The organism is Bdellovibrio sp. HCB-162 (assembly GCF_047344985.1).
Lineage (GTDB): Bacteria > Bdellovibrionota > Bdellovibrionia > Bdellovibrionales > Bdellovibrionaceae > Bdellovibrio.
In genome coordinates this window covers 3607920-3634625 of the sequence record NZ_CP178861.1, presented here as the reverse complement: position 1 = coordinate 3634625, position 26706 = coordinate 3607920, and the positions used below count along the sequence as shown (strand labels likewise).

General features: G+C 43.6%; 33 protein-coding genes. 17 read left to right on the top strand and 16 right to left on the bottom strand.

Going from position 1 to position 26706, the window contains the following annotated elements; genetic code table 11:
- Nucleotides 1-6: 6 nt before the first annotated feature.
- The gene (locus ACLSSO_RS17510; RefSeq protein ID WP_413943582.1) at nucleotides 7-1314 is read right to left on the bottom strand and encodes a family 1 glycosylhydrolase; all 1308 of its coding nucleotides are present in this window, start codon (nucleotides 1312-1314) and stop codon (nucleotides 7-9) included.
- Nucleotides 1315-1484: 170 nt separating this feature from the next.
- On the opposite strand from ACLSSO_RS17510, the gene ACLSSO_RS17505 reads away from it, so the two are divergent.
- The 6 genes from ACLSSO_RS17505 (at nucleotide 1485) to ACLSSO_RS17480 (ending at nucleotide 6169) form a co-directional block, all read left to right on the top strand.
- Complete coding sequence (locus ACLSSO_RS17505) at nucleotides 1485-2486, top strand: PAS domain-containing protein (protein WP_413943581.1); 1002 nt, start codon at nucleotides 1485-1487, stop codon at nucleotides 2484-2486.
- Nucleotides 2487-2649: 163 nt separating this feature from the next.
- Nucleotides 2650-3099, top strand: coding sequence for an SRPBCC family protein (locus tag ACLSSO_RS17500; protein WP_413943580.1), 450 nt, complete (start codon nucleotides 2650-2652; stop codon nucleotides 3097-3099).
- Between the two features lie 3 nt (nucleotides 3100-3102).
- Nucleotides 3103-3960: a class I SAM-dependent methyltransferase gene (locus ACLSSO_RS17495; protein WP_413943579.1), complete on the top strand. Its 858-nt coding sequence runs from the start codon at nucleotides 3103-3105 to the stop codon at nucleotides 3958-3960.
- A gap of 9 nt (nucleotides 3961-3969) precedes the next feature.
- On the top strand, nucleotides 3970-4164 hold the full coding sequence (locus ACLSSO_RS17490) for a hypothetical protein (protein ID WP_413943578.1): 195 nt from the start codon (nucleotides 3970-3972) through the stop codon (nucleotides 4162-4164).
- A 70-nt stretch (nucleotides 4165-4234) separates the two neighbouring features.
- Complete coding sequence (locus ACLSSO_RS17485; RefSeq protein WP_413943577.1) at nucleotides 4235-4963, top strand: SDR family oxidoreductase; 729 nt, start codon at nucleotides 4235-4237, stop codon at nucleotides 4961-4963.
- Between the two features lie 162 nt (nucleotides 4964-5125).
- Nucleotides 5126-6169, top strand: a complete 1044-nt coding sequence (locus ACLSSO_RS17480; protein WP_413943576.1) for an MBL fold metallo-hydrolase — start codon at nucleotides 5126-5128, stop codon at nucleotides 6167-6169.
- 50 nt (nucleotides 6170-6219) lie between these two features.
- On the opposite strand, the gene ACLSSO_RS17475 is transcribed toward ACLSSO_RS17480, so the two are convergent.
- Both ACLSSO_RS17475 and ACLSSO_RS17470 read right to left on the bottom strand, forming a co-directional pair.
- The gene (locus tag ACLSSO_RS17475) at nucleotides 6220-6636 is read right to left on the bottom strand and encodes a VOC family protein (protein ID WP_295902351.1); all 417 of its coding nucleotides are present in this window, start codon (nucleotides 6634-6636) and stop codon (nucleotides 6220-6222) included.
- Nucleotides 6637-6656: 20 nt separating this feature from the next.
- A complete protein-coding gene (locus ACLSSO_RS17470) occupies nucleotides 6657-7010 on the bottom strand; it encodes a GFA family protein (protein WP_295902349.1) in 354 nt (117 codons plus the stop codon).
- 81 nt (nucleotides 7011-7091) lie between these two features.
- Between ACLSSO_RS17470 and ACLSSO_RS17465 the strand changes: the two genes are divergently transcribed.
- Nucleotides 7092-7715, top strand: coding sequence for a TetR/AcrR family transcriptional regulator (locus ACLSSO_RS17465; protein WP_295902346.1), 624 nt, complete (start codon nucleotides 7092-7094; stop codon nucleotides 7713-7715).
- Nucleotides 7716-7726: 11 nt separating this feature from the next.
- Entirely contained in the window at nucleotides 7727-8224 is a 498-nt protein-coding gene (locus tag ACLSSO_RS17460) for an FBP domain-containing protein (protein WP_413943575.1), read from the top strand.
- A 3-nt stretch (nucleotides 8225-8227) separates the two neighbouring features.
- On the opposite strand, the gene ACLSSO_RS17455 is transcribed toward ACLSSO_RS17460, so the two are convergent.
- Entirely contained in the window at nucleotides 8228-8998 is a 771-nt protein-coding gene (locus ACLSSO_RS17455) for an exodeoxyribonuclease III (RefSeq protein WP_413943574.1), read from the bottom strand.
- 80 nt (nucleotides 8999-9078) lie between these two features.
- Here ACLSSO_RS17455 and ACLSSO_RS17450 point away from each other — a divergent pair, with 80 nt between their 5' ends.
- Nucleotides 9079-10428: an MBL fold metallo-hydrolase gene (locus ACLSSO_RS17450; protein WP_413943573.1), complete on the top strand. Its 1350-nt coding sequence runs from the start codon at nucleotides 9079-9081 to the stop codon at nucleotides 10426-10428.
- On the opposite strand, the gene ACLSSO_RS17445 is transcribed toward ACLSSO_RS17450, so the two are convergent.
- The 3 genes from ACLSSO_RS17445 to ACLSSO_RS17435 are packed head-to-tail and all read right to left on the bottom strand — an operon-like array spanning nucleotide 10420 to nucleotide 11925.
- Nucleotides 10420-10932, bottom strand: coding sequence for a BON domain-containing protein (locus ACLSSO_RS17445; protein ID WP_295902339.1), 513 nt, complete (start codon nucleotides 10930-10932; stop codon nucleotides 10420-10422). The genes ACLSSO_RS17450 and ACLSSO_RS17445 overlap by 9 nt on opposite strands.
- Before the next feature lie 13 nt (nucleotides 10933-10945).
- On the bottom strand, nucleotides 10946-11425 hold the full coding sequence (locus ACLSSO_RS17440) for a DUF6496 domain-containing protein (RefSeq protein WP_413943572.1): 480 nt from the start codon (nucleotides 11423-11425) through the stop codon (nucleotides 10946-10948).
- A gap of 14 nt (nucleotides 11426-11439) precedes the next feature.
- Nucleotides 11440-11925, bottom strand: a complete 486-nt coding sequence (locus ACLSSO_RS17435; protein ID WP_295902335.1) for a CBS domain-containing protein — start codon at nucleotides 11923-11925, stop codon at nucleotides 11440-11442.
- A gap of 227 nt (nucleotides 11926-12152) precedes the next feature.
- On the opposite strand from ACLSSO_RS17435, the gene ACLSSO_RS17430 reads away from it, so the two are divergent.
- Nucleotides 12153-13022: a VOC family protein gene (locus tag ACLSSO_RS17430; RefSeq protein WP_413943571.1), complete on the top strand. Its 870-nt coding sequence runs from the start codon at nucleotides 12153-12155 to the stop codon at nucleotides 13020-13022.
- Between the two features lie 44 nt (nucleotides 13023-13066).
- On the opposite strand, the gene ACLSSO_RS17425 is transcribed toward ACLSSO_RS17430, so the two are convergent.
- Nucleotides 13067-13558 carry an SRPBCC family protein gene (locus ACLSSO_RS17425; protein WP_295902332.1) on the bottom strand — a complete coding sequence of 164 codons (492 nt, stop codon included), beginning with the start codon at nucleotides 13556-13558 and terminating at the stop codon, nucleotides 13067-13069.
- Between the two features lie 228 nt (nucleotides 13559-13786).
- Between ACLSSO_RS17425 and ACLSSO_RS17420 the strand changes: the two genes are divergently transcribed.
- The 4 genes from ACLSSO_RS17420 to ACLSSO_RS17405 all read left to right on the top strand — a co-directional run bounded on the left by ACLSSO_RS17420 (nucleotide 13787) and on the right by ACLSSO_RS17405 (nucleotide 18230).
- On the top strand, nucleotides 13787-14725 hold the full coding sequence (locus ACLSSO_RS17420) for a hypothetical protein (protein WP_413943570.1): 939 nt from the start codon (nucleotides 13787-13789) through the stop codon (nucleotides 14723-14725).
- Nucleotides 14726-14816: 91 nt separating this feature from the next.
- Nucleotides 14817-16685, top strand: coding sequence for an OPT family oligopeptide transporter (locus ACLSSO_RS17415; protein ID WP_413943569.1), 1869 nt, complete (start codon nucleotides 14817-14819; stop codon nucleotides 16683-16685).
- Between the two features lie 46 nt (nucleotides 16686-16731).
- Nucleotides 16732-17094, top strand: coding sequence for an MGMT family protein (locus ACLSSO_RS17410; protein ID WP_413943568.1), 363 nt, complete (start codon nucleotides 16732-16734; stop codon nucleotides 17092-17094).
- Nucleotides 17091-18230, top strand: coding sequence for a winged helix-turn-helix domain-containing protein (locus tag ACLSSO_RS17405; protein ID WP_413943567.1), 1140 nt, complete (start codon nucleotides 17091-17093; stop codon nucleotides 18228-18230). Before ACLSSO_RS17410 ends, ACLSSO_RS17405 begins: the two co-directional genes overlap by 4 nt.
- Nucleotides 18231-18288: 58 nt before the next feature.
- On the opposite strand, the gene ACLSSO_RS17400 is transcribed toward ACLSSO_RS17405, so the two are convergent.
- The 5 genes from ACLSSO_RS17400 to ACLSSO_RS17380 all read right to left on the bottom strand — a co-directional run bounded on the left by ACLSSO_RS17400 (nucleotide 18289) and on the right by ACLSSO_RS17380 (nucleotide 22617).
- Nucleotides 18289-18939 (bottom strand): L,D-transpeptidase, encoded by a 651-nt coding sequence (locus ACLSSO_RS17400; protein ID WP_413943566.1) that lies wholly within the window; start codon nucleotides 18937-18939, stop codon nucleotides 18289-18291.
- Nucleotides 18940-19155: 216 nt separating this feature from the next.
- Nucleotides 19156-19662: a DUF1993 domain-containing protein gene (locus ACLSSO_RS17395; RefSeq protein WP_413943565.1), complete on the bottom strand. Its 507-nt coding sequence runs from the start codon at nucleotides 19660-19662 to the stop codon at nucleotides 19156-19158.
- An 81-nt stretch (nucleotides 19663-19743) separates the two neighbouring features.
- A complete protein-coding gene (locus tag ACLSSO_RS17390) occupies nucleotides 19744-20238 on the bottom strand; it encodes an SgcJ/EcaC family oxidoreductase (RefSeq protein WP_413943564.1) in 495 nt (164 codons plus the stop codon).
- 57 nt (nucleotides 20239-20295) lie between these two features.
- Nucleotides 20296-22041 carry a hypothetical protein gene (locus ACLSSO_RS17385; RefSeq protein WP_413943563.1) on the bottom strand — a complete coding sequence of 582 codons (1746 nt, stop codon included), beginning with the start codon at nucleotides 22039-22041 and terminating at the stop codon, nucleotides 20296-20298.
- A gap of 57 nt (nucleotides 22042-22098) precedes the next feature.
- Nucleotides 22099-22617 carry an asparaginase domain-containing protein gene (locus ACLSSO_RS17380; RefSeq protein ID WP_295902305.1) on the bottom strand — a complete coding sequence of 173 codons (519 nt, stop codon included), beginning with the start codon at nucleotides 22615-22617 and terminating at the stop codon, nucleotides 22099-22101.
- 113 nt (nucleotides 22618-22730) lie between these two features.
- Here ACLSSO_RS17380 and ACLSSO_RS17375 point away from each other — a divergent pair, with 113 nt between their 5' ends.
- Nucleotides 22731-23204, top strand: a complete 474-nt coding sequence (locus tag ACLSSO_RS17375; protein ID WP_295902303.1) for a VOC family protein — start codon at nucleotides 22731-22733, stop codon at nucleotides 23202-23204.
- A gap of 2 nt (nucleotides 23205-23206) precedes the next feature.
- Here ACLSSO_RS17375 and ACLSSO_RS17370 read toward each other — a convergent pair whose 3' ends face one another.
- The 3 genes from ACLSSO_RS17370 to ACLSSO_RS17360 form a co-directional block, all read right to left on the bottom strand.
- On the bottom strand, nucleotides 23207-23686 hold the full coding sequence (locus tag ACLSSO_RS17370) for a hypothetical protein (protein ID WP_295902300.1): 480 nt from the start codon (nucleotides 23684-23686) through the stop codon (nucleotides 23207-23209).
- A 53-nt stretch (nucleotides 23687-23739) separates the two neighbouring features.
- The gene (locus ACLSSO_RS17365; protein ID WP_413943562.1) at nucleotides 23740-24279 is read right to left on the bottom strand and encodes a DUF924 family protein; all 540 of its coding nucleotides are present in this window, start codon (nucleotides 24277-24279) and stop codon (nucleotides 23740-23742) included.
- A gap of 66 nt (nucleotides 24280-24345) precedes the next feature.
- Nucleotides 24346-24795 carry an Hsp20/alpha crystallin family protein gene (locus ACLSSO_RS17360; protein WP_295903821.1) on the bottom strand — a complete coding sequence of 150 codons (450 nt, stop codon included), beginning with the start codon at nucleotides 24793-24795 and terminating at the stop codon, nucleotides 24346-24348.
- A 149-nt stretch (nucleotides 24796-24944) separates the two neighbouring features.
- On the opposite strand from ACLSSO_RS17360, the gene ACLSSO_RS17355 reads away from it, so the two are divergent.
- Together ACLSSO_RS17355 and ACLSSO_RS17350 are read left to right on the top strand one after the other, a co-directional pair.
- On the top strand, nucleotides 24945-26315 hold the full coding sequence (locus ACLSSO_RS17355; protein WP_413943561.1) for an NAD(P)H-binding protein: 1371 nt from the start codon (nucleotides 24945-24947) through the stop codon (nucleotides 26313-26315).
- On the top strand, nucleotides 26312-26704 hold the full coding sequence (locus tag ACLSSO_RS17350) for a TM2 domain-containing protein (RefSeq protein ID WP_295903816.1): 393 nt from the start codon (nucleotides 26312-26314) through the stop codon (nucleotides 26702-26704). Before ACLSSO_RS17355 ends, ACLSSO_RS17350 begins: the two co-directional genes overlap by 4 nt.
- Nucleotides 26705-26706: the final 2 nt, after the last annotated feature.

Below are 26706 nucleotides of genomic sequence, written 5' to 3'. Positions count from 1 at the left end.
TTTTCCTCATTGTCTTATAGACGGAGCTGAATTGCTGGCGTTCTTCCGTCTTTGAGCTTCTATTTTTTGAGTTTCAGCTTCACCTTTAGAATATCCGTGCGGAGAAACGACTGGAACTCTGAGGCAAATACTTTGCGTTGGTAAAACCTCTCTCCAGCTTTTGATTAATTTTTTATACGCTTCACCGACGGGGCGGATTTTTCTATCAAGATCAAAAAGTCCCACGGGGTGAACTTTGTTTCGTTCCTCGCGAAGAGCGATGTCCCAATCGATTTGGTCCGTCAGCGAATACCAAGTAAAGCCCACAACAGGAATACCTTTATTTCTGACTCTTAAAACATTCGCCCATTGTTTCCAAAGCCAATTCACTCCTTCGTCGCCTTGCGGTCCCTGCGCGATATTGGTTTCTGTGTGCATGACGGGAATTAAATAGCGTTGGTAATATTGACTGGTGATTTCATCATAACCAAAAACTTCACCAGCAGCGCGAGTTGTGCCGTCAGAGGCCACTCTGTGTTCGTTGGTCATGTAATAATCATTTCCCATAATGCAATTGTGTTTAAGACCCCAACCAAAGAAGAAATGATATTCTTCGCGGGTCATTCCGTTATCCATCAGATATTCATACATCTGCGAATCGACGCGTCGACCGTAATTAAGGTCTAAAGATAAAAACCGTTTTGCGTTAAGGATTTCAGCGGGTTTGATGGCTTGCGGGTCCTCGGCATGAAAATATTCCGAGGATTCACTCTGAATAAAAATCGCGTCGGGCCGAACTTCTAAGATGGCGTTCATTCCAAGCACATTGGCTTTTGCGATATTCTTTAATGCGTTGACGAAACTCTTGTCACTTTTCTCCTGTTCGTTCCACCATCCATAAGCGGCAGAAAACAAAGCGCAGATAAACATCTCGTTAATAGGTGTGTAAAGCTGAACCCATGGAAACCGCCGAGCGAAGTCACGACAATACTTCGTAAAAAGAGTAGGAAAATCGGGATTCTGAAAGTTTCCCACCCAATTAGGAACGCCGAAATGACAAAGGTCAACGATGGGAAATAGGTTTCGTCTTTGCAAATCGTGAAATGTTAGATCCGCGAAATCCCAATTATATTTTCCGTCACCTAGCCAGGTCAGATGAATGGGCGGACCATATCTCAGATAATCAATTTCAAGCTCTTGTAGAAGATCAAAATCTTTAGACCAGTATTTGTAATGAAGACATTTCTCCATCTGATCAATGCGCGTGCGTCCGCCATTGATGGTGGGATAGCTATTTTCGATACCAGTTGCGAACATAAATGCACCAACAGCCATGTTTCTATTCTTGGTGACCTCGGCGAGGGTCTCCACCGGAAAGCGGGTGATCTGGTAAGTTACACTTTGTAAGATTGTTATACGGCCATTGTGAAGTTCTAGCTTGTAGTCTGCCAGATTGACCGTTACATGTTATATATAAGCATACGAACTGGTTGAAAGGCCCCGATTTGAGTCCGAGTGAGAAGAAAAGAACGTTAGAATATTTCAGTGCTTGGCGATTGCAAAACAAGATCACTCTATTTTCTTTGGTGGCGATTTTGATTGTGTCGGCTCTCTTTGTGGCTGCGAGCATTTTGCTTCCTTCTGTCAGTACTACTGAATTTATTGCTTTCATTGTTTTGATTCCGGCTCTGGCATGTTTGGGAATTGCTACGTGCCATTCTTCCAATCTTGAATCCTCCAAAGCTCAAATCGAATACAAAAAATTATTGTCGCGTATGTTAGAGGCCGAAGGTTCGCAGATTTCGCTGGATCGCTTTTTTTCGATTTCTAGCGATCTTATGGCTGTTGCGGGAAAAGATGGTTTTCTCAAGAAGGTCAGTAAGTCTCTGGTGGATACTTTAGGCTATAGCGAAGAAACGTTATTAACGACGCCATTTTTTGAATTTATTCATCCCGAAGATCGAGAGATGACACGTAAAAACATCGAAGCGCTGAATATGGGACTGCGTTCAGTCGGTTTCGAAAATCGTTATCGTACTGCTGATGGAGGTTATCGAACATTGAGCTGGAGTGCGGCGGCGGATGCAGATCTTGGTGTGAGATTCGCGTCAGCCCGCGATGTGACCGACGAGCGCAACTTTAAAAATCACATGCAGCAAATATTGGGATCAGCTCCCTTTGTGTTGGTGGTAAAGGACCGTGAGGGAGTGATTACGAACTGCAATGCAGCTTTTGCGCGTATCATGGGATTTTCCCGAGACTCGCTAATAGGTCAGAATGTGAATCATCTCGCACCATCTGAATTCATTTCCTCTTTCTTGGAAAAAGAGCCGGTGGTTCTAAGATCTCAGCGTTCCTTTACATTTGATGAAGTTCTAAAAAATCAAAATGCAGAAGAAAAATATCTTTCAACTATTTTCCCCATTCTTGATCACGAAGGAAAAGTAGTCTCTACGGGAAAAGTTTCTCTGAATATCGATTCCATTGCTGAAAAATATTTTACCTAAGTAAAGCAGCCATGATCTAGAAATGTCCATTAGCACTTTAACTAGTGTACGCTAGCGAAACTAAGTCCAGCAAAATAGTCCTCAATGGATTCAGTTGTTTCTTTTTTTAGTTTATCTAAAATGGATACTACAAAAAAGTAAACAAAAGAGATCGGAGGAATTTATGCCGGGTACAGTTCAATTGCACAGAGTATTGGCCGCTCCGCCAGAGAGAGTTTTTAGAGCATTCACCAATCCAGATGCTATGGCGAAATGGCTTCCTCCGCATGGATTCGTTGGAAAAGTTCATGAGATGGATTTCCGCGTTGGCGGTGGCTACAAAATGTCATTCACGAATCTGACGACACAGAAAAGTCATTCGTTTGGCGGAAAATACACTGAAATTAAACAGAACGAATTACTGAAGTACACGGACAAGTTCGACGACGATCCCAATCTTCCTGGTGAAATGCATGTGACTATTTCATTTCGTAAAAGTGTTGGCGGTACCGAATTGAAAATCACTCAAGATGGTATTCCTGACGTGATTCCAGTTGATATGTGTTATCTCGGCTGGCAGCAGTCGTTGATGCTTCTTACTCAGCTTGTCGAGCCAGAAATTAAAGAAGGATAATCAATGACAACGAAGTCAGTAGAAACACCAGATAGTACAGCCGTTCGAGTCGCTCTTTGGAGAGCGATGCACGTTCAAATCGATGCACCTCCGCATGTGCTTAATGATGAAATCGGTTTCAAACTCGTTTCACCTCCGGAGGGTTGGCGTGATCGCCCGGACATGCATCCACAAGGAACGGCTCCATTTCGTGCTTCTATTGTGGCGCGCGCTCGTTTTATTGAGGACCTGGTTGCAGAACAAGTGAATCACGGTGTGACCCAATATGTGATTCTTGGTGCGGGTCTTGATACTTTTGCGCAACGTCGTCCTGAAGTGGCTTCCAAAATCAAAGTTTTTGAAATTGATAAACCTGACACGCAAGCTTGGAAGCGCCAACGTTTGATTGAAACTGGCCATCCTATTCCCGAGTGGCTTCGTTTTGTGCCAGTCGATTTTGAGTTAGGTGATTCTTGGTGGGATCGTCTTATTGTGGCAGGTTTTGATCCGAAGAAACCTGCGATCGTGACTTCCATCGGTGTGAGCATGTATCTGACGATGGATGCGATTAAAGATACTTTACGTCAGATGCTGAAGCTGGCTCCAGGATCGAAATTTATTATGACGTTCCTATTGCCTTTAGATCTTGTCGCACCTGAAGACCGTTTTGGTTACGAAAGATCGATGAAGGGTGCTCAAATTTCGGGAACACCGTTTATTAGTTTTTTCTCTCCTGAAGAAATGCTCAATCTTGCGCGCAGTATTGGATTTCAAAAGGTGGAACATTTGTCGACGGCAGATATGGTTCCCCGATATTTCGCTAACAGGTCAGATGGTCTAAAGCCTTCTACGGGTGAAGAGCTTTTGATCGCGACCATATAGGGGGCAACAATGGATACTGCACATTTTGACGGAACTTTGGTTTTGGAAAAGCTCGCTGAAATTAACAAGTTCGACGAATTCAACGATGCCATAGATGCTGACGATTTCGTTAAGGTGAAGTCTTTAATGAGAGAAGCGCACATTGATTTCGAGACAATTGCGGCTGTTATGAAAAAGATGGCTGACGCCGACGGTAAACATTAAGAGGATGAAGTCCGAATTCAGCCAGTAATTTCTATCAGATTTAGTTACTTTCCGTTTAATGGAGGTAACTATGCAATTCACAGGAAAAACAGTTTTTATTACCGGTGCTAATCGCGGAATTGGTCGGGCGCTTGTCGAAGCGTGTCTCTCTAAGAACGTCGGAAAAGTTTATGCAGCTTCAAGGAAAATCGAAAATCTTCCTCCATTTAATGACCCAAGAGTTGTCGCTATCAAGCTTGATATTTCCAAAAATGAAGAAATCAAAAAAGCTGCTGAAGAATGCGCCGACACTCAGATTCTTATCAACAATGCAGGCATCTTAAATCCAGGAAATATCCTCGAAGGGAATATGGAAGGATTTAAGAAAGACATGGAAATCAATTGCTTTGCGACTCTTGCAATGATGCGCGCGTTTGTTCCGGTTTTGGAAAAGAATAAAGAAACAAGAATCGTCAATATCGCTTCAATCGCAAGTTACGTGAATTTTCCGTTTATTGCAGGCTACTCTGCCTCAAAGGCAGCACTTTATTCTGTCTCACAAGCAGCAAGAATTGAATTAAGTGCCAAAGGCATCCCGGTTCATATCGTGAATCCTGGAGCTATCGATACCGATATGAATAAAGGTAGCACGATGGATATGACGGCTCCTAAAGACGTGGCGGAAAGTATATTGAAGGCTGTGGAAGATGAAATTGAAGATATCATCCCCGACAAAATTGGCAGAGGAATGTTTGAGGTTTGGAGAAAATCTCCAAAAGAACTAGAGGACCTTTCTAAAAAAATGTATTTCGGAAAGTAGGAAATTGAAGTTCGCCCTCCGAAGCTCCTTTGGCTCATCCAGACTGGATTAGTTTTAATGTGATTTTGATGGATACATTGCTATATTGGGGTTATGAAAAAACAGATCAATGTTCTTCTCTGTGTCGTACTGATTCTGATTTTCTTTCTGGGAGTAGGTTATATGTTACCAGTATTTGGTTCGAGTCCCAATGGCGAGCAAGTTGAAAGTTTCAAGAAATCTCCGCAGTTTCGTGATGGCAAATTTGTAAATAGAATACCGGACGTATTGGAAAAAATGAGAAAGGAAGCTTTTAGCGTTAGCACCATTATGGAATGGCTGGCAAAAGGCGAGGGCAGAGTGCCCGCGACTTCGCTTCCTGAAGTAAAACCTGATTTGAATGAATTTTTAAAACCATGTCAGGATGTGAAAGTCATCTGGTTTGGACATTCGACGTTTTTGCTAAATTTCTCTGGAAAGATTATTCTGGTTGATCCGGTTTTCTCGGGAAGTGCTTCACCAGTGAGTTTTATGGTGCAGAGATTTCAAGCTCCAGTTCTTAAACTTGAAGAGCTTCCCAAGATTGATCTGATTTTGATCTCGCACGATCACTACGATCATCTTGATATGGAGACGATGAAATTCTTCGCCAAAAAAGAAAATAAGTTCCTGACTCCATTAGGAGTAGGTTCGCATCTTGTCGGTTGGGGAATAGATCGTTCACGAATCACAGAGCTCGACTGGTGGCAAAGCACCAACTTTGAAGGTATCGAATTTGTTGCAACACCTGCGCAACATTTTTCCGGTCGCGGCGTTTCTGACGGAAATAAGACACTATGGGCGTCGTGGGTGATTCGTAATAGCGATCACAATATTTATTTTAGCGGTGACTCTGGTTACGATACTCACTTTAAAGAAATTGGTGATAAGTACGGACCGTTTGATATCGCCTTCATCGAAAATGGTCAGTACAATCAAAAGTGGAGAGCTGTTCACGCTTTGCCTGAAGAATCCGTGCAAGCTTACTTTGATTTAAGAGCAAAAAGATTTTTCCCAATTCACTGGGGCATGTTCGTTCTGGCTTTGCATTCATGGCGCGAGCCTGTTGACGAGTTGTTGAAACTTTCAAAAAGCCGTGGCGTCAACCTTGTCACTCCGAAAATTGGAGAAACAGTTGCGATCAATGATAATTATCGCAATGTCGAATGGTGGACAGATCTAAAATAAAACAGAGGCTGGGTTTTCTTCAGCCTCCTGAAAGTCTAAAAGATTTTTCCCTAGCCCTTCGGCATTTTGCTCATGTCCATGAAAAGCAAATTCCAACGGTGCCCATCTGGATCGACAAATCCGCAACCATACATCCATCCGTCTTTGTAGCCGGGCTTCGCGTAAAGAGTGGCGCCTGCTTTGACAGCTTTTTCAGCCCATGCGTCGACTTCTTCGGGAGAGTTCGCACCTAAAGAAAATAAAACTTCATTGGATTGTTTTGCATCTGTCACTTGTTGCCCGCCGATAAACTCACGAAACATGTTTTCAGGGAAAACATTCACGACAACTTTTTTGTTGCCCAAGTCCATACTCACCATTTGTGCATTTGAGTGAACTTTGTCCATGTTAAAGCCGATATCGGTAAAAAATTTTCGAGTTCTTTCAAGGTCTTTAGAGGGAAGATTCACCCAGAATTCGTTTTGCATAAATGTCTCCTTCGATTTTTTTATATTTGAATGCTTTTTCCGTCGAAAAACTGCGTTTTAATTTCATCTAAAACAAGATCTTCAACACATCTTAAATTGATCGCCTTAATAGGTTCACCCGTAGGCATTTTGCCGGACGCAAAAGCTGTCACACCGCAGACTTTACAAAAAGTATGGTGAATGGACTTCTTACCGAATTGGTAATCGGTTAAAGAGTCGCTTCCAGAGATAAGTCGAAAGGCGCTATCTGGTACAAAAGCTAGAATAGTGCCTTTGCGATTGCAGATCGAACAGTTGCAAGTTATTCCTTCTTTGAGGTCTGCGTCGACTTCAAATTTCACGGCGCCACAATGGCAGCTTCCCTGGTGCTTCATAGTTAAGTCTCCTTATATGAAAGACAATAACATACCAAATAGTATGTTGTAAAGATCGGAATTTTTTGCTAGATTCTTTATATGGTTGATAGAAAAAAAAGCCCCAAAAAGACGCGAAACCTCGAAGAGTCCCGAAAAGAGATCTTGGAGGCGGCCTTCTGGGAGATTTTTACCCGAAGTTTTCAAGGCGTTAGCGTTGACGACATCGTGGGAAAAACATCTCTGACAAAGGGTGCGTTCTATCATCAGTTTCCCACAAAACTGGATTTGGGCTATGCGCTTGTTGATGAAGTGATTAAGCCAATGACTTACAGTCGTTGGATTGATCCTCTCAAAGAGTATGAAAATCCCATTGAGGGAATTCTTGCGCAATTAAGAAATTTGATTGGTAAAGCGAAACCCAGTGAGCTTCGCTATGGATGTCCTTTAAATAATCTTGTGCAAGAGATGGCTCCGGTTGATAAAGGTTTTAAAGAGCGCCTTGAAGGTGCGTTGAACTATTGGATCGACGGCATGGAGAAGGAATTAAAGCGCGCCAAAGAAGCCGGATATCTGAAAAAAGATGTGAACACTCGTCAGGCCGCGCACTTTGTAGTGATGGCACATGAGGGTTTCTATGGAATGCTCAAAGCTCTCGACGATCCTAAAGCTTTTGATGCTCTTTACGATTCGCTCAAACGCTATTTTGCAACGATACGGTCATAGGAGTAAATCCAGTGCAGACTCAATTAAATAATTTCGTAAAAGAGAACTCATTTGCGATCGAAAGTGAAGCGGAGCTGGTTCAGGCCTTTCGTCCTCGAGATCAAAAGAAATTAGTTCTTCCTGAGAAGCTTAAATTCCCTCTGAATGTGCGTTCGTACTTCACTTGGAAAGAGCCTTCGGGTGTTTATACTTATCTTATTTTTAAAATGCCAAACTGGGATTTGCCGAGAGGTGTTGCTTTTAAGCGGTCTGCATCTACCGGGGAGCCTGTCGGTGGACTTTGCAGTTGGTGCCACGCTTACGGAACGTCTGATGAAATCGGAATGCTTTCTGTTTCGATGAGTTCAAACGTGAGCAGCTCTTATCTCATTTGTCATGACTTAAGCTGCATTGAAAAAATCGAAGACAACGCTGCTATGTCAGGAAAAGAGCCAGATAAATATATCGCAGAGCTTTATTATCGTATGGAAAAGCTCTTTGAAAACATCAGCGGCTATAAACCGGAATAATTATTATTTCAGAGTCAGTCGAACAGGGCAGTGATCCGATCCCATCACATCAGGACAGTGAGCTGCCGCTTTCAAGCGATCAGAAGCTTCTTTATTAACAAGGAAATAATCAAGACGCCAACCCACGTTCTTTTCACGAACTCCCGGGCGATAGCTCCACCATGTGTAATGTCCGGGACCTTGTTCAAATTTGCGGAAGGTATCAACCCATTCAAGTTTTTCTTGAAACTTCGTCATCCACGCACGTTCTTCAGGAAGAAAACCTGCGTTTTTCGTATTGGATTTTGGATTTTTTAAATCAATCTCTTTGTGAGCGATATTAAAGTCGCCGCAGATAACAACCTCGCGGCCTTTTTTTCTTAAGCTCTCAAGACGCTTTTCAGCCGCCGCACAGAATTCCAATTTGAAAGGCAGGCGAGCGTGATCGCGCTGGCTGTTCGGCCAATAACTGTTGATAACAGTGATCGGACCAAAATCAGCCTCGAGCCAACGGCCTTCGCTATCGAATTTAGGAATGCCTAAGCCGATGCGAACTTCATCAGGTTCTTTTTTAGAATAAAGAGCTAATCCAGAATATCCGGCCTTTTCAGCAAAGGCCCACTGTGAATGGTAGCGGCTGGGATGGTAGAGAGTTTCATCTTCTTGAATAGCTTCTTCAGAAATTTTAATTTCCTGCAAGCACACGACGTCCGCTTTTTCATCTTCGAACCATTCGCGAAAATTCTTACGTTGAACCGAGCGTAAACCATTAACATTCCATGAGATCAATTTCATGTCCCTACAATAGACCTCGCAGCTTTGGAAGGTCAAGACCGGCTTGTTTCCTTCGAAGGACTGGGCTAAGTATTTAGTCTATGAGTCTTAAGATTTCGCGTATTTTGCATGCGGGTTACGTTTTTGAGTGCAATGGAACTCAAATCGCCTTTGATCCGGTTTTTGAAAACCCGTTTAGCCGGAACTGCCACGCTTTTCCGAATGTGAAGTTCCATCACGATGAAATCAAAAATCTTAAGCTGGACGCGGTTTTTATTTCCCACTATCACGATGACCATTGTTCCCTGGAAAGCCTTAATTACCTGGATCGGAGGACTCCGATCTATATGTTCTGTGTTTTTGAAGAAATGTTTTCTTTGATTCGTGAGCTGGGTTTTCAAAACGTGCATTCACTGAAATTAAATGAAACGCTCAAGATCGGATCCATCGAAATCACTCCGCGAAGAGCTTTGGATGAAGACGTGGATTCAATCTTTCACATTCAAGCAGAAGGAATCAACGTTTTAAATGTCGTTGATTCGTGGGTCGACTATGAAACTTTAAACCTTCTGGTTAAAGGCAATTCCTGGGATTTGGTTTTATGGCCGTTTCAAACGATGCGTGAAATTGAAGTGCTCTCACCGTCGCGTTTTCCGGCAGCATCGCGGACGCTTCCTCCAGAGTGGTTAGAGCAAATCAAAGCTCTTAAACCTAAATACATTGTTCCAAGTTCGTGTCAGTTCTCGATGGAGCCGTGGTCCTGGTATAACCATGCTTTTTTTCCGATCACCTACAAAGAATTTCAAAAAGAAATGGAAACGATCTTGCCAGATTCTCAAGTGGTTCGATTGAATCCTTCGATGTCTATTCGTTTAGACCAAAACTCTTTGAGTACGTCCAAAAACCTGTCTTGGGTGGAGCCACTCGGTGACCAAGACGTGGACTATAAGTACGATGGCAATCTAAAGCCGCCAACAACTGCGAAAGTGGCCCGACATTTTGAGCCGTTAACAGAGGAACAGACGGCTTTTGTTCTTAAGTATTGCGAGAAGGGTCTTATCGAGAAATACAAATCTATGGAGCCGCCTCTTGATTCTTACTTTGAAAAGGCGCGGAACTGGTGTTTATCTCTGTATGATCATAATGGAGTTCAAACATCGTTTTATTATCGTTTGCAGGGAAATGAAATAACTCGATTGGCTTCAATGCCAGAACCTCTTTCGTGGTTCACTGAAGTTCCTATGGCGAAAGTGTACGCGGCGCTTGAGCTGGGTGAATCGTTGACCTCTATGTATATAAGAATCAACGACAGAGTTTTTGACCCTGCAATCGAAAAAGAAATTCAAGACGCCGATATTGTGGAAGATCCTCTGATTAGAAGCCTCTTTAACGGCGTCTTTGGTTCGTACCAAAAAGCCCAGCTAAAAAAAATCAAAAGCCAGTCACGATAAGCTATGCGAAATACGGCGAAGATCTCGGTCTCTTGGTAAAACCTCAAGATTGTTTTCAACTTGTTGTACGCCTAGCAGATCCTCAACGACTTCTTCGGCCAAGGCACGAACTCGTCGCGTCTCCACGGTTCCATCAAGATAAACAATACCGTGATCGACATCGACAATGATTTCACTGGCATCAATATCAGGATGTCTTGAAAGAACCTCGCACACGTCTTCATAAATGCGTTCATCCGTGCGACGATAATTTTTCGGACCTCTTCCGTAATAAGATTTTTGATTACGGTCTTCGCGGGGCTCGCGACTCCACTCGCGCGCAAGATCCCGATTGTTTTCGCCTGGCACGTAACGCACATTCGGGTTCATAGCGCGATCCCACTCGTAGGATTCGGCTGTCGAATAGCTGTAGCCTGATGAAGGCGTATGAATGGCATCGGATCTTAATCCATAATCGATAGAGTCCGAAGTGATATGACGGTAGCGAGGATTGGTGTGTCTCACAGTAGACTCCTTTCTAATGGTGAGCGCGCATTTCTCTTGTATGAGCGGCTTTTCTTGCGGCTCTTTTGAGTTCCTGAGGGCCTTTGGTTTTCACAGCTTTCATTGCAGCCTTATGGCGTTTTGCGGGACCCCGTTTTTTAGCGGCTTGTTTTGAAAACTTCGACATGGATGCAGGCGAAACCGTTGATGTTGGTTCGCGTTTTAACGCTTTTAATGAAGCACGTGCTCGTTTTGCGGAAGTCTCGGAACTCGCTTTGCGTTTCGTTTTTCTTGTCGTCTTCGCTTTTTTATTTGGGTTCGGAGGAAGTTTAACTCCGGCTTTACGGGCTTCTGAAAGACCGATAGCGATAGCTTGTTTCGGAGAGCGCACGCCATGTTCGCCTTTGCGCACTTTATCGATTTCCGCTTTTACAAATTCTCCGGCTTGAGTGGAGGGAGATTTTCCTTCGCGGGCTTTTTTGCGTGCCCGCTCCACGACTGCTTTTTCTGGCATAATGACCTCTGTGATTAATGATGAGCTCGTTCGTTTTGATGTTGAGTCTCTGAAATTTGGACCAAATCAAAAAGAGCGCCCAAAAGAACTTCAATTAGGTTTCTTGCGGTGACAACACCGATAACTTGGTTTCCTTGTCCCATCAAAGGCAGACGAGTTACGCCGGAATTTTTCATAAGTCCCGCAAGTTTGAAAATATCGTCGTCGATGTTTCCGGTGACAACCGAAGGAGACATAATGTCGCCAACGCGAATAGAAGAAATATCTTTATTGGTTGCCACGCAAAGAGCGATGTCCCGGTCCGTGATGATTCCTTGAATAGAAGAAGGGCCTTGGCCTCCCATAACCAGAACGTCTCCGACTTGTTGGTCTTTCATCAGCTTGGCTGCTTCAGTCAGGTCGGCATCTGGACTAATGGAAACGATACGGCTTTTTTCCCAGCGCAGTTTTAGATTGGCTTTGCGAGTTCCGGTTTCTTGATGAGTCATTTTTGCTTCCATAAAAGTTCCTTGTGGTTAGAGTAAGTTTTCTCTTCGCAAAAAGTGTCGGCCAATTTCTCTGTCTTAGAGAGAAAAAAGCGCTCTTCGTGATAAAGTACAGCAAAGGGATTTCCATTTTGCTGAATGTTCAGAAAATTTAATGTGTCCAATATTGGACCTGTTTATTTGCACATATAGGCAAGGCTTTCTCCAGGTGCTACGATGAAAGCGAATTCTAAGGAGGCTTTATGCAAATCGATCCTTGTCTTTGGTTTGATAATCAGGCGGAAGAAGCGGCGAAACTCTATACATCTCTTTTCAAAAAATCGAAGTTAGGACGCGTGGCTTATTACGGAAAAGCGGGAGCTGAAGTCTCTGGCCGAAAAGAAGGTTCCGTGATGACTGTCGAATTTGAAATAGAAGGACAAAATTACGTGGCCCTCAACGGCGGTCCTATTTTTAAATTTACTCCCGGTGTTTCACTCTTCGTGTCTTGTGAAACAGAAGAAGAAATAGATCATCTTTGGAAAGAGCTGAGCAAAGGCGGTAAAATTTTATTTGAGCTTAAGGAGTATCCTTGGGCAAAAAAATACGCTTGGTGCATGGATCGTTTTGGTCTTCCTTGGCAGTTGATTCTTTCCGAAAGCAAACAAAAGATCGCTCCGGCCATTCTATTTACAGGAAAAATGTTTGGAAAAGGTGAAGAGGCCATTGAATTTTATACTTCGGCTTTTAAGCACTCGATGGTGCAAACAATGCATAAGGATCCTCAAACTAAAACGGTGATGCACGCAAGATTCTCTCTTGGTGGACAAGAGTTTGTCTTGATGGAAGGTCAAAAAGAGCAAACAAACGAAATCACGCATGCTCTTTCATTGATGGTGAATTGCAAAACTCAAGAAGAGGTCGACGAGTATTGGCAAAAGCTATCGGAGGGCGGATCGACGGAGCCCTGTGGATGGCTGAAGGATAAATATGGCGTTTCATGGCAAGTCGTGCCTGAAGTTTTGGCAGACATGATGAGCGACAGCGATCCTATTAAAACAGAGAACGTGATGAAGGCCATGCTCACGATGAAAAAGCTCGATATTGCCAAGCTAAAAGATGCTTATAGATGATTTTGAATTATCAGGCTCTTGTGGTTGCAAGGGCCTGATATCTTTTAAAGATTGAGTTCCGCAGGTCTTTCATTGCGAAGGACATCATCGAGCTTATCCAAAGATTCATTCCATCCTTGCACGCACTGATCAAAATAATTGGCAGGAAAATCCTTGTGAACGATAGTGAGCTTCGTCTGATTGCCTTTATCTTCGAAGGTGACGGTCAATTCCAATTCATCTTTCATATTCGGCATTCCGTATTCGGCTGGAGAAACAATGTGTCCTTTTTCATCAGCGAAAGAATCTGTTGCCACAATTTTTTCCAGATAGCGCACGTCTTTGTAGGTGCCTGTGCTCCAGTATAATTTTCCTTCAGCGTCTTTCATCGCGTAAAGGTAAGTGCCGCCGATGCGCAGGTCATTCTTGATCGAAGGGGCTGTGAAAGCTTTCGGTCCCCACCAGAGTTTGATGCGTTCAGGATCAGTCCATGCCCTCCAAACTTGTTCCCTGGGAGCATCGAAGACACGGGTCAAAGTGATTGTCTTATTAAGCATGTTTCGCCTCCATGAGTGCCTTTATTCTACAACACAAAAGAGAGGCTCAAATTTGCAAAGTCACAAAATGTGAAAAAATAAAGTCGGGCTTTCTTTACGTCGAGTCGGTTGCCAAGGCTCACCATTTTACTGAGGTCTTTAACAAGAATTTCGATTGCTCTAGCTTCGCAAAAAGCCTCTGTTAAGTTTGAGTCAAAGAATCCAAACGCAAGGATTCAGGAGGATGATATGCGTTTCAATTTGATTGTCTTATTAGCAACTTTGTTGGCCGGAGCTTCTGTCTCTACCAGCGCTATCGCTCTTGACGGTAGAGAAGATCCTTATGTGATTTCCGATTATCAACCACAGCACGAAGACCCTCGCGCTCCAGGTTGGTCGGATTGGTCAAGCATTGGTGGTGTCGGAACCTCTGACCCAGCCTCGTGTTCGCGATCGGGCTTCCGTACGATTGTATTTGTGAGAGGAACTGACAATGCATTGTGGTTCCGACACTGGGACGGGACGAAGTGGTCAGCGTGGACTTCGCTTGGTGGTGTTATTACTTCTTCACCTGCGTGCACATGTCAGGGAAACCGAATCGATGTTTTCGCTCGCGGAACTGACAATGCCCTTTGGCAGCGCACTTTCCGCGGCGCTTGGCTTCCATGGCAATCGTTGGGCGGCGTTCTCACTTCGGGTCCCGCGGCTTCTTCATGGGGTGGTAATCGACTTGATGTTTTCGTGCGCGGTACAGACAATGCCCTCTGGCATAAATGGTTTAGCGGCAACTCATGGTCTGCGTGGGAGTCTCTTGGAGGAGTACTAACTTCTGACCCTGGTGCTGCGTCTTGGGGTGCTGGCCGAATAGATGTTTTTGTTCGTGGTACCGACAATGCCCTCTGGCATAAATGGTTTAGCGGTGGAGGATGGTCCGGCTGGGAGTCGTTAGGTGGTGTGCTGACATCATCACCCGATGTCGCTTCATGGGGAAATGGACGGCTTGATGTTTTTGCTCGTGGTACAGACAACGCCCTCTGGCACAAATGGTTCAGCGGTAGCTGGTCAGGTTGGGAATCTTTAGGTGGTGGACTTTCTTCAGGGCCAGGAGCAAATTCTTCGGCGAAAGATCACCTCATGGTTTTTGTAAAAGGAACTGATAACGCTATTTGGTTCCGGTCTTACAGGTAAAAATAAAATTATCCCTTGTGGCTGGGATTTTTTCTGGTCACAAGGAAATTACCTATAGCATACTGTCCTCGGAATAAACGAAGGACGTGCTATGATTAAAGAACTCTCCGAAGAACAAGTTCACTCGATGACCCTTGAAGAAAAAGATGAGTGGTGGCTGAAGAACGTCTATAAAGGCGATATGCCTCAGCTGACTCTCCGTTCTGCTTTGACGGGAATGATTCTTGGCGGTGTTTTAAGTCTGACAAATCTTTATATCGGAATTAAAACGGGATGGACGTTGGGAGTAGGGATCTCTTCCGTTATTCTGTCTTTCGCATTTTTTAAATTAATGGCGAAAATGAAACTCGGCTCGAACATGACGATTCTTGAAAACAATGCCATGCAAAGTATTGCAACAAGTGCCGGATATATGACAGCACCCATGATGGCTTCAATTCCGGCCTACATGATGGTGACTGGACAAGTGATTCCAATGTGGCAAACATTTTGGTGGATCGTTGTATTGGCCTTGCTGGGAGTTCTTTTTGCATTCCCTTTAAAAAAGCGTTTTATCAACGATGAACAAATGCCATTTCCGGAAGGTTACGCTGCCGGCGTTGTGCTTGAAAGTCTGCATTCCGATGAAGGTAAAGAAGGCGTCTTTAAGGCGAAGCTCATGATGGCGGGTGCCGGACTTTCTGCGTTGATTGAAATTTTAAGAGCCGATGCAGTTTTGGATTCTTTAAAACTAAAATTCTTGGCTCTTCCTCATTATTGGGATGATTTCATTTATAAATTTGCGACACCTAAAATTTTAGGAAGTCCTTTGAAAGATCTCACCATTCAGTTTGATACATCCATCGTCATGATGGGAACGGGCGGTTTGATGAGCATGAAGACAGCGATGTCGATCTTGCTCGGTGGCTTCATCAATTATTTCATTTGTGCCCCAATTCTTATTGATGCCGGAATTATTCCTGAGGCGAAATTTAAAGCGATCACAATGTGGGCCCTGTGGGGAGGTGCCGCTGTGATGACGACATCTTCTTTGTACGGTTTCTTTTCAAAACCGCAAATCATTGTACAAAGTTTTGCAAAGATGTTTTCAAAAAAAGAAAAGAAGTCAGATGCTTTGGATAAAATCGAACTTCCAATGTGGATCTTTGCTGTAGGTATTCCTGTTCTTGGCGCTATCACAGTTTACTTGGGTCATGTGTGGTTCGGCATTCACTATTGGTTGGGCCTCCTTGCGATTCCTTTGGTGTTTATCTTTACACTCATTGCTGTCACATCGACGGGATTAACGGCGATCACTCCGGGCGGAGCTCTTGGTAAGCTCACGCAAATCACTTACGGTGTGGTTGCTCCTGGCAACGTGACAACGAACTTAATGACAGCGGGAATCACGTCCGAAGTTTCTTTAAATGCGAGCAACCTGCTCATGGATATTAAGCCTGCTTACATGTTAGGTGGAAAACCTCGTCACCAAGCGGTCGGCCATGTCTTAGGAATTTTTGCAGGTGGCTTAGTTGCAGTTCCTGTTTTCTATTCACTCTTCCATGGCGACGTTTCCATGTTCACATCTGAAAGTCTGCCGCTTCCAAGTGCGTCTATTTGGAAAGGTGTTTCGGAAGTCTTAACAAAAGGAATTAGCAATCTTCATCCGACGGCTCAAGTTGCGGCTTTTGTCGGAGCCATTCTTGGAATCGTGATTGAAATTCTAAATAAAAAAACCAAAGGTCGCTTTCCGCTTTCCGGCGTGGGTCTGGGTTTGGGATTCGTTTTGCGTTTTGCGGACGCGTGGTCCATGGCTTTAGGAACTTTATTATTCTGGCTTGCACGCAAACGTTTTAAAGATACTTCAAGCTTTGGTTATCGCGCTTTCGTTGATAATCAGGAAACTCTTGCCGCAGGCGTGATTGCAGGCGGATCGATTATCGGAATTATTTTAATTCTCTTGGAAAATGCAGTCGGTTAAACTAAAAAGGGGGCTAAGGCTCCCTTTTTTTTATTTGAGGTCCGCGATGGAACAAACCGATTTTTCAAAGAAAGTTATTAGTTTCATTAAAAAGATTCCCAAAGGAAAAGTGGCAACGTATGGCCAAATCGCAAAGCTCGCCGGTAAACCACAGGGATCAAGAGGAGTCGCCTGGATTCTCAACTCTTGCTCTGAAAGTCATAATCTTCCTTGGCAGCGTGTTTTAAACTCCAAAGGCAAGATTTCGTTTCCACCGTCGACATCTTCGTACACAAAGCAAAAGCGTCTTCTTGTTAAGGAAGGCATTGAGTTTGGCGAGCAAGATCAGATTGATCTTAAAAAATTTCAGTGGAATAAAAAAGCCAGTGTGAAGAAAACCGACACTCGCTCACCAAAGATGTTTTCATGAAAAAAGTTATTTCAAAAGAACAAGCAAAAGGTCTATGGATCCAAGCGCAAGGGTTGCACGAACGAGCTCCTTTTGGAAAAGGCGCAAAAGCCACCCAAGCTGCGGTGGAGCACTTAGGTTATGTACAGATAGATACAATCAATGTAATTGAGCGCTGCCATCACCATATTCTTTTCACACGCATTCCCGACTATAAACGCCAGCATCTCCATCAAGCGCAATCCCAAGATAAAACAGTGTTTGAGTATTGGACTCATGCTCTTTCCTATGTTCCCACGAAAGACTTCCGCTTTTTTATGGATGATATGAAGCGCACGCGCCTTTCACCGAGCAAGTGGTTTCAATCCGTTAAAAAAGAGGAAATGCAAAAGGTCTTAAAGCTTATCAAAAATGAAGGACCTCTTTCTATCCGTGATATTGAGGATGACGTTCTTGTTGAGAAAAGTCATCCCTGGGCCAGCCGTAAACCGTCGAAGAAAGCGTTGCAGTTAGGATTTTACACCGGACACCTTGTGATCAGTGAACGTCAAGGGATGTTGAAGAAGTATGAATTGCTGGATCGACATTTTGATTGGGATAAGAAACCTAAGGCGGCAACTGAAAAAGAGATTTTGGAGTATCTCCTTGAGCGCTCATTACGTTCTCAAGCTTTAGCGAGTGTTGATTCCATTTGTTATTTGGACGCTAAGAAAAAACCGGGAATAAAGAAGCTTATCGAGGCGAAAGCACGCAAGAAAGAACTTCTTCCTGTTCATATTGAAGGTGTTGAAAAGACAGAATTCTGGGTGAAGCCTGAAGTTCTTGAAAAGAAAGTGGAGCTGGATGAGGAGCTTGTGCACGTTCTTTCTCCATTTGATCCACTGGTGATTCAAAGAAAGCGTCTTCAGGCTTTGTTTGATTATGAGCATCGTTTTGAAGCCTATCTGCCGAAAGAAAAGCGCGTTTACGGATATTTTGCTTTGCCTGTGTTAGTCGGCGATCAGGTTGTCGCTGCGATAGATTTAAAAGCTGACCGAGATAAGAACGAGTTGCTGATTCAAAAATGGAATTGGCTTCCGAAGATGAAATCAGCATCGAATAAAAAACTTATCGAAGAAGAGCTTCATCGTTTTGAAAAATTTCAACTTGGGAAATAGAAAGCGGCGACCTTTGTGATCAGCAAAAATCGCCGCTTTGCTCTCGCTCACAACGCACTCATTGAACTGTAATCCAAACGTTCTGGATTCCGTTACTACGAACTAAGCGGTTAAATCGATAGGCATTGTCTGGATGCATGCGAATACAGCCATGCGAAGCGGGGCGACCTAAGTTAGGCCAATTGCCTCGCGGAGTTCCGTGAAGCGCAAATCCTCCCGCAATAAAAACGGCGTACGGCATATTGCCTAAGCCATTATAATCTCCCTCTGGATATTTGGTAGATGTATACCTGTCGTAAATACGTCCGTTAGGGTGTCTATCAAAATTAGGAGTCGTATATCCCGCTTTTCCTGTTGAAACAGGCCATGAGTCCGCGAGTCTTCCATGAACGTACAAATACAATCTTTGTGATGACTTCACAACCTGAGCCCACACCGCACATTCACTGCGGTAGCAGCTTGCAAACCCGATAATATCATTGATAAACGATTCATCAGGTAAATGCGAAGGTTGACCTGTTTCCTCTTCATAAATTTCGTCGTAGTGGCGGAGCACTTCTTCGACATTGGGATCAAAGGGGTTGAGGTCTTCAATCATGTTTGGAATCTTGTCATTTTGCATGACTTCCATTGGTTCCGCATGGACAGGTTGGGCTGTTAAAAAAAACAGAGTGATAGCGAGAGATGTTATTTGATGTATCAATTTCATGTCACACCTCCATTGTTAAATCTCCTTTCTGTTTCCATTCTACTGCTTGCGGTCAAAATTTTAGATTTTTCTGCGCAATTCACGACGGCTGACACAAGAATTTTATTTTTTAATGAAGGAGCTGAAACGGTTGGACACGGAGGTCGGGCGAATTTTGACAAAACAAAAGACGGGGCAAGGAGCCCCGTCTTCGAGAAATAGCACTTTACAGAAAAATTATTTTTTTAACGGCAATTTTCCTAAGTAATCTTTCTTGCCGATCTCAACGCCGTTGTGTCTTAAGATTGAGTAGGCTGTCGTAACGTGGAAATAAAAATTAGGAATAGCGTGATGAAGAACGTATTCTTCTCCAGTTAAATATTGGCCTTCCCAACGTGGTTGAGTGATGTGTTTGGTTTCCGCACCTTTGTAGTCAGCTGCAGAGAATTTTTCTAAGATGGAAATCGTACTTTCAATGCGGGCTTTGAAGTCGCCGAAAGTTTTTTCGTTATCTGCGTGAGACGGAACTTCTTTACCAGTCAAACGATGTGCACAAAGTTTCGCTGTATCACACGCAATTTGAATTTGGCGAGTTAAAGGAAACTGATCTGGAGCTAAGCGGGAGTGTAGCAAAACTTCCATATCAATTTTTTTGGAATCTGCAAACTGAGCGCCTTTATCCAGGATCTCTAGAAGGTTGCGAAGCATTTTTATAAAAGGGGGATTGGTTGTTTCATAAAGCATAGAAAGCCTCCAGAGCTACAACTATGAAAAGGTGCTACCGAATTGTCCAGCGCCAATTATTTTTGACGAACCTCGGTAACCCTAAAATCCCTGTGAGCTTTTTTCTGAAATATTGGAAAGCTTTAATTCATCGCGCAGTTCTTTAGTAAGATCGTCGGCAAGTTGTTGACGTCCATGAAATGCCGCCGGTGTATTTTGAAAAAGAGCAATGCGCCAATGTTCGTGGTTTTTAACGGCTACGACTGTTTGAATAGCATTGACCGCAGGCATAATGTCATTTTTACCTCGTGGAATCATTCCTGCGACAGCTCGTAACATAGCAACTGTGGGGCTTAAGAAGCGAACCTCGCGAACTTTGCTAATATAAGTCGCCGTTGGATGACTTAGAAAAATAGGAGCCAAGTGTTCACCGATTTCATTTTGTCCATTGGCGAGACTGCCGTCAAAGCCAATCATGTTGCCGTCGCTTGTGAAAAGCTCTGCCATACCTAAAGCACTTTGTTGATTCCACGCTTGTAAAAGATTGTGATAAAGAACATGAATAGGATTTTCGTCAAGATGGGATGGAACGGACATGGCGATACCTCCACAGTCTTTATCCGACTACAGGAAGTATCGCAGTGGCAACTTTTTTTAGTGATTTGTTCTATCTAAAATGTATTTTAATAAGTTCTCACGAGTAATGCCGCGCTCAGTGATTTGCGCGCCACCGCCCACTGTGGTTGTTGTTTTTAGCCAATTTTTAATTGTTGAAGCCGATGACTTAGAGGTCGGCGTAAAACCTTTCACCAGATCCAAACAAAGTCCGCGGGCGGCTCCCTCATGGGGATTGAAATCACGTGAAACAAAAATAGCATTGCGGTACCATTGATTGTCGCGGTTGATTTTTGGATAGACGCGATTCTTCAGTTCGGCCCACACATCACAGTACTCTTGATTGCTCATTTGTGAATTCATCTTATAGGATCTGACCGACATAGATTCGAGAATCCAATCCGTCATTTCTGGAGCCAAGTTATTACGAAGCTCGTTCGATAGGGATTTGAACTTCAAATTACTAATGCGCAGTTTCGGATCATACAAAGCTTGCGAATTTAAGTCAGGAAAGCGCGAGGCATTTTGTTTTTGCCAACGTTGTGCGGCTTCATAGTCCACACAAGAACTAAAGAAGCTCACGGGGATATTTCCTAAAATGGTTTGATAAAAACTTTCGCGGCAGACACTTTGAATAGCTTCTTTGTCAGCAGCAGTAAAATCTCCACCATCTTGATTAATTTTCTTTTGATATTGCACATTCAAAGGAGTCTGACGGCAACTGGCTTCAGAGGTAAACTCCAGCCCGTCAAAAACATAGAGTCTAATCAGATTGTACTTATCCATGGATTTACTTTTTAAAAGAGCCGGGTTTAAACGATATGACGTGACACTTTCTGCAAAGTCTTCAAATGGATTTGTTTCTCCATACTTTGAAACATACGGATGACCTTGCATCGCTTTTTGCTTTTCCTTCACAAAGTCGCCAGATTTTGTTTCTTTCCAGTTTCCTAAGGCTAACCAGGAGGCAGAGCGATCATAAGACGAGAACTGATTGTCCGCTTGATTATGGGCAATTTCATGGAAAAGAGTATACTGGCGCATAAGGGAATTTTGCTGGGCCCAGCTATCAAAGAGTTCAATAGAGGCGTTGGCTAGAACGGTGCCGTCATCGCTTACATAAGCAGCTCGTGTGTATCCACGCTTAAAGCGAATGAGCTGCTTATTAAATCCAAAAGGAATTTGGTCGGGATTCACAAGTTCAAATGCACGGATCACGTCAACAATTTCAAGGCCATTGAAAGTATCCGCATTGATGAATGAATAAGGTGAAGTGTTCACGTCAAACTTATCCATCAAAAAAAGCATTTGAGGTCCGACATCTCTTCCGAAAATCTTTTGAGCGGCACAAAGGGCTTTCGAACAAGAAGAATTGACGTTAAATTTCTCTTGGAAATTTTTTGGTGTGCCTTCAATCTCCCTTGACTCACGGGCCGGGGAAAGAAGTTTTGAAAGAGCTAATACCAAACGCGGTTTCTCATCCACCAAGCGGATTCCTGAGATCTCGGAAATTCCACCTTCAAACCCGGGTCCATTCGGCATATCGCGATAATACTTTTCAATTTCTGCTGTTGTGGCAGGAAGTTTTACACGGCATTTTGCTTGTTGAACGTGCTGAGCTTTTGCAGCCCACCAGTCAAGTTCTTCCGCCGCAGGAGTTCTGCCTTTGGTTTCAAAAGGAACGGGACGATCTTCGCTCGCTTGTGACTGGACTTTCGTCGAGAGATGCGTGCACGAAGTAAGAATAAAAATCAAAGCGGCAGAGAAAGAGATCAAGGATTTCATACCCCACTCTTCGGAAATTATTGATAAATCCCAAGACTCAAAATGAGAAACTAAAGCTTAAAAGCTTTCGAAAGTTCCTTTTTCTTTGTTTTTTCTGACGTTAGGAACGTTGAAAACTTGATTGTGAAAAGAGATGTAAAAACCAGGTTTCATCAGCTTAGCCGTGAGAAGTGCTTCCGTCACATTTTGAGCGGCATCACTGTCTTCAAAACCCATCGGAATCATTGCCCCTGTGAAGACCACAGGAACTTTCGGAGTGCCCAACTCTTTGAAACAATGTTCAGCTGTTAGGCTCATCGTGTCCGTGCCATGCAAAACAACAATAGGGGAGCCTCTTTGCATTTGATCTTTTACAGTGGCCGCAATCAAAGTGCGGTCAGCATCAGTCATGTAAAGAGAATCTTTGCTGAGAAGCGGGTACACCATGATGTTTGTATACGGAAGGCGCATCTTTGAAAGAAGAAGATTTTTGATGCTGGTGCCACGATTTTCTAACGAACCATCGAATTCGTTATACGTCTTTTCGATAGTTCCACCGGTTGTGATAATAATAACATCTTGAATCGCTGTACCCATGGCTCGAAATCCTATGCCAAGTTCTAGGAACTAGCAAGAATTACCCTGCCAGAAAGTAATTTGCGAGTTCCCGTAACACCTTCTAAAATACAATTCTATTTATGGAGGTTTTTATGGCGCAAAATGTAGAACCCGTTCCTAATCCGCAGGCCCCGCTGACTCCTTACATCTGTATTCGCGGAGCTGCCAAAGCCATTGATTTTTATAAGAAGGCCTTCGGTGCCGAAGAACTTTTCCGCATGGAAGATCCTTCTGGGAAAATCGGACACGCCGAAATTCGTGTGGCGGGAGGCAATCTGATGATTGCTGATGAATTTCCGGAAATGGATTTTCGCAGCCCTGAAGCTTTAGGTGGAACTCCAATGACGTTGCATCTTTATGTGAAAGATGTGGATGCGTTTGTAGACAGAGCTGTGAAAGCGGGAATGACTGTGGATCGTCCTGTTGCGGATCAGTTTTATGGAGACCGTGGCGGAAAATTAAAAGATCCATTTGGATATATTTGGTGGATATCAACGCACAAAGAAGATGTCTCCCCTGAGGAATTAAAAAAACGCGCACAAAAGGCGTACCAGGAACGACAGTAGTCTTACCAGATATTAATCACTTCATATTCGCGGAATTGATCACCGTTTTCGACGACGGCAATTCCGCCGACCTTCAGGTCCTGCAATGCTTCACCTAAAGGACTGCTCGGAGTGATAACTTGAATGGTACGACCTTCATAAGAAATACTAAGACCGCCGCCTTTTGCCATAATAAAAAAGAAACTGTGTTTGCCGTTAGATTCGACTTCAACCAAAGCTGTTGAGTTGATTTTATCGTTCGGCCCGAAGTCTTTAATATCGACATGTTTAAAAATCACCAAGAGCTCTTCAATTTCAGCAATGCGCTTGGCTTGTGCTCCTGCAAGGTATGAAGCTTCAAGACCACGAGTGTCGTATTCGTTTTCAGGTTTGCTTTCTTCATGAGTGGCCGCTTCGTATGTGGCCTTCGCGGCTTGTTTTAAAACGTCCAAGTCATGAATAAGCTGTGTACGAATGTTTTCGATGAGTTTCTTTTTGTTCAAGCAAGACCTCGTTTGCATCTAGTATCATCTTTTGATGAAAAAGAGGCAACAGTCTAGAAAGAAGATCCGGGCGTTTTTAAAAATTCGATCTCCTCAGGAGTCGAAGTGCGGCCTAAAACTTTATTGCGATGTGGATACCTGCCAAAACGATCAATAATATTTTTATGAAGAATTTCGAATTTTAAATTTTCTTCGAGACCTTTTTGCGAAAAAAGTTCCAGGGCTTTTTTGTGAACTTCAGCGTTTTCGCTATGCATGTAAGGCATATAGATGAAAGATCTTTGTTCCAAATAAAGTTTCTGGTCGTCACCTACGCGAACAGCTTCTTGCGCCAAATGCAATGCCAGCGGATCGGTGGCAAATGCTTTGGGAGTATCGCGAAACATATTGCGAGCGAATTGGTCGAGCACAATCACTTCAGCCAATCGGCCTTCGGGAGTCTGTCGCCACGTCACTGAATTCCCTGCGACCACATAGTCATACGTTTTAGAAAAACGGGTGCGAATCTGCTGGTCAAAAAGATCATCTTTCATAAACCAGAAGCTAGGATCAATTTCTTCAAACCAAAAATCTAAAACGAGCTGCCAATCCATATACGTCTTTCTAAAAATAAGAGAGGGCCTGGTGGGGAACCAAGCCCTCGTGGGAGGAGAATGCGATTAGTGGGAAGGAGTATTGAGTTTTTCGGAAGAATCCCCAGCTTTAGATTGGATTTCAATAGTGCGTGCCTTCATGGCGGCAGCTTTAGGTAATTGAATACTTAAAACACCGTCTTCATGGTTGGCTTCGATTTTTTCAAAGTCCACCGTGTTCGGCACACTAAAGCTTCGTTTAAAAGAAGCAGTTTTATTATCTCGTTTTCTTTCGCCAGAGATGGTGAGAACGTTCTCATTCATCTCGATTTTAATATCTTCCTTTTTCACACCGGGAAGATCCGCGCTAATTAGGTAATAATTTTCACCTTCTGTGATTTCATAGGCTGGAGAATAAGTACGCTCTGTTTGTGTGGCAGGCGCCTGCGCGAAATTTTCGAAAAATTTCTCCATCTCGTTGAAAAGATCTGTTGATGTTGTTCTTTGAGTTGACCAATAAGGTGTTAAAAGTCTCATAGAAAAACCTCCTTTATGAGTTCTTTCATTACAAACATGTGTGCGCAAAAATTCTTGTCAAGGTGCTTGCGTAAGTTGTTGTATTTTGTCGGTTCTTTTTAGAACCTAGACATGGATGTGATAGGCTATTTCTTTTGGGGAGATTTTCTGTGAGGGTCGCAATTGCGGGTGCCAGTGGCTTTGTTGGCAAGGCCCTTGTCGAAGTTTTAAAAAGGGATCACGAAGTCGTGGCCTTAAGTCGTTCGGGGAACAAACAACCGGACCCGAAAGTGCAATGGCGCGAGTGTGATCTTTTTAGCCTGCTCGATGCGGAAAAGGCATTAAGCGATGTGGATGTAGCAATTTATCTTGTTCACTCCATGCGTCCCTCTGCGCATCTAACTCAAGGAACCTTTGATGATTTCGATTTGATCGTCGCCGATAATTTTGTCAGAGCCGCTGAAAAGGCCGGAGTAAAACAAATTATTTATCTAGGTGGTATGAGACCCGATGATAAAGATGAAGTATCGCCACATTTGCGCAGTCGTTGGGAAGTTGAACAGGTATTTAAAAAAAGCTCGGTGCCTACAACCGTTCTTCGCGCGGCGATTATTCTGGGTGCGGAAGGATCGTCATTTCATATCATGACTCGTTTAGTAAGGCGTTTGCCCGTGATGTTGTGTCCTGCCTGGACACGCACAGAGAGTCAGCCCATCGCTTTGAAAGACATTGTTTTTAGTCTCAGTCATTGTGTGGGAAATAAAGAATATTTCAATCAAGTTTTCGATGTGGGAGGGCCTGAAGCCATCAGTTATTCCTCGATGATGTTAAAGATTGCGAAAATTTGCGGTCTTCGCCGCCGACTTTTTCGTTTTCCTTTGGTCACGCCAGGGCTTTCCACACTTTGGGTGTGCTTAATTACGAAAGCTCCGAAGGCTTTGGTGCGTCCTCTGGTGGAAGGTTTAAAAACTTCTCTTATCGTAAATCCCAAAAGAGCTTTGCATATCCCGGGCTATCATTTCATGAGCGTGGAGGAGGCTCTTACGGAAGCATTGAAAGATTACGACGAATCTAAAGCTCCTTTGGCATTTCAAGGAACGTTCTCGCGTCGACATGTCGTTCGCTCGGTGCAAAGAATCTCTTTACCTAAAGGAAAAACGGCAGAGAGCGTCGCTAAAAGCTATCAAGAATTTCTGCCGAAGATGCAACCGGGATTCTTGAAGGTTGAAGTGAAAGATAACTGGATTTATTTTTGCTGGCGCTTTCCATTAATCCGTCTTTTGGTTCTGGAATATGCTCCTCAGCGCAGCTGGTCTCATCGACAACTTTTTTATGTGCGCGGCGGACTTCTAGCGCGCAAGACGGTTCGTGGTCGCTTGGAATTTCGTGAAGTTTTGGGCGGAGAGTATGTGATTGCAGCTATTCATGATTTTGAACCGCGCATACCTTGGTACATTTATAGATGGACGCAAGCTCTCTTTCATCTTTGGGTAATGAATCAATTTGGTGCATACTTAAATAAAAAGGAGAAGACCTCGTGACAAATACAACCCACTCGACATTGATCGGCTACATCCTTTGGATTTTTGGTTTTATGGGAGCGCATCGCTTTTATTACGGTAAACCGATCACGGGAACTATCTGGTTTTTTACTTTAGGTCTTTTGGGAATCGGTTGGTTGGTGGATTTGTTTTTAATTCCATCAATGGATCGTCAAGCTGACCGCCGCTATAAATCAGGACGAGTGGACTATAACATCGCCTGGATTCTGCTTACTTTTTTAGGCTACTTTGGTGTTCATCGTTTTTATATGGGAAAATGGGTGACGGGTCTTATTTGGTTTTTTACCGGCGGGCTTTTCTTTTGCGGATATCTTTTTGACTTCTGGACATTGAATGAACAGATCTCTGATGTGAATGGAGTAGGATAAGA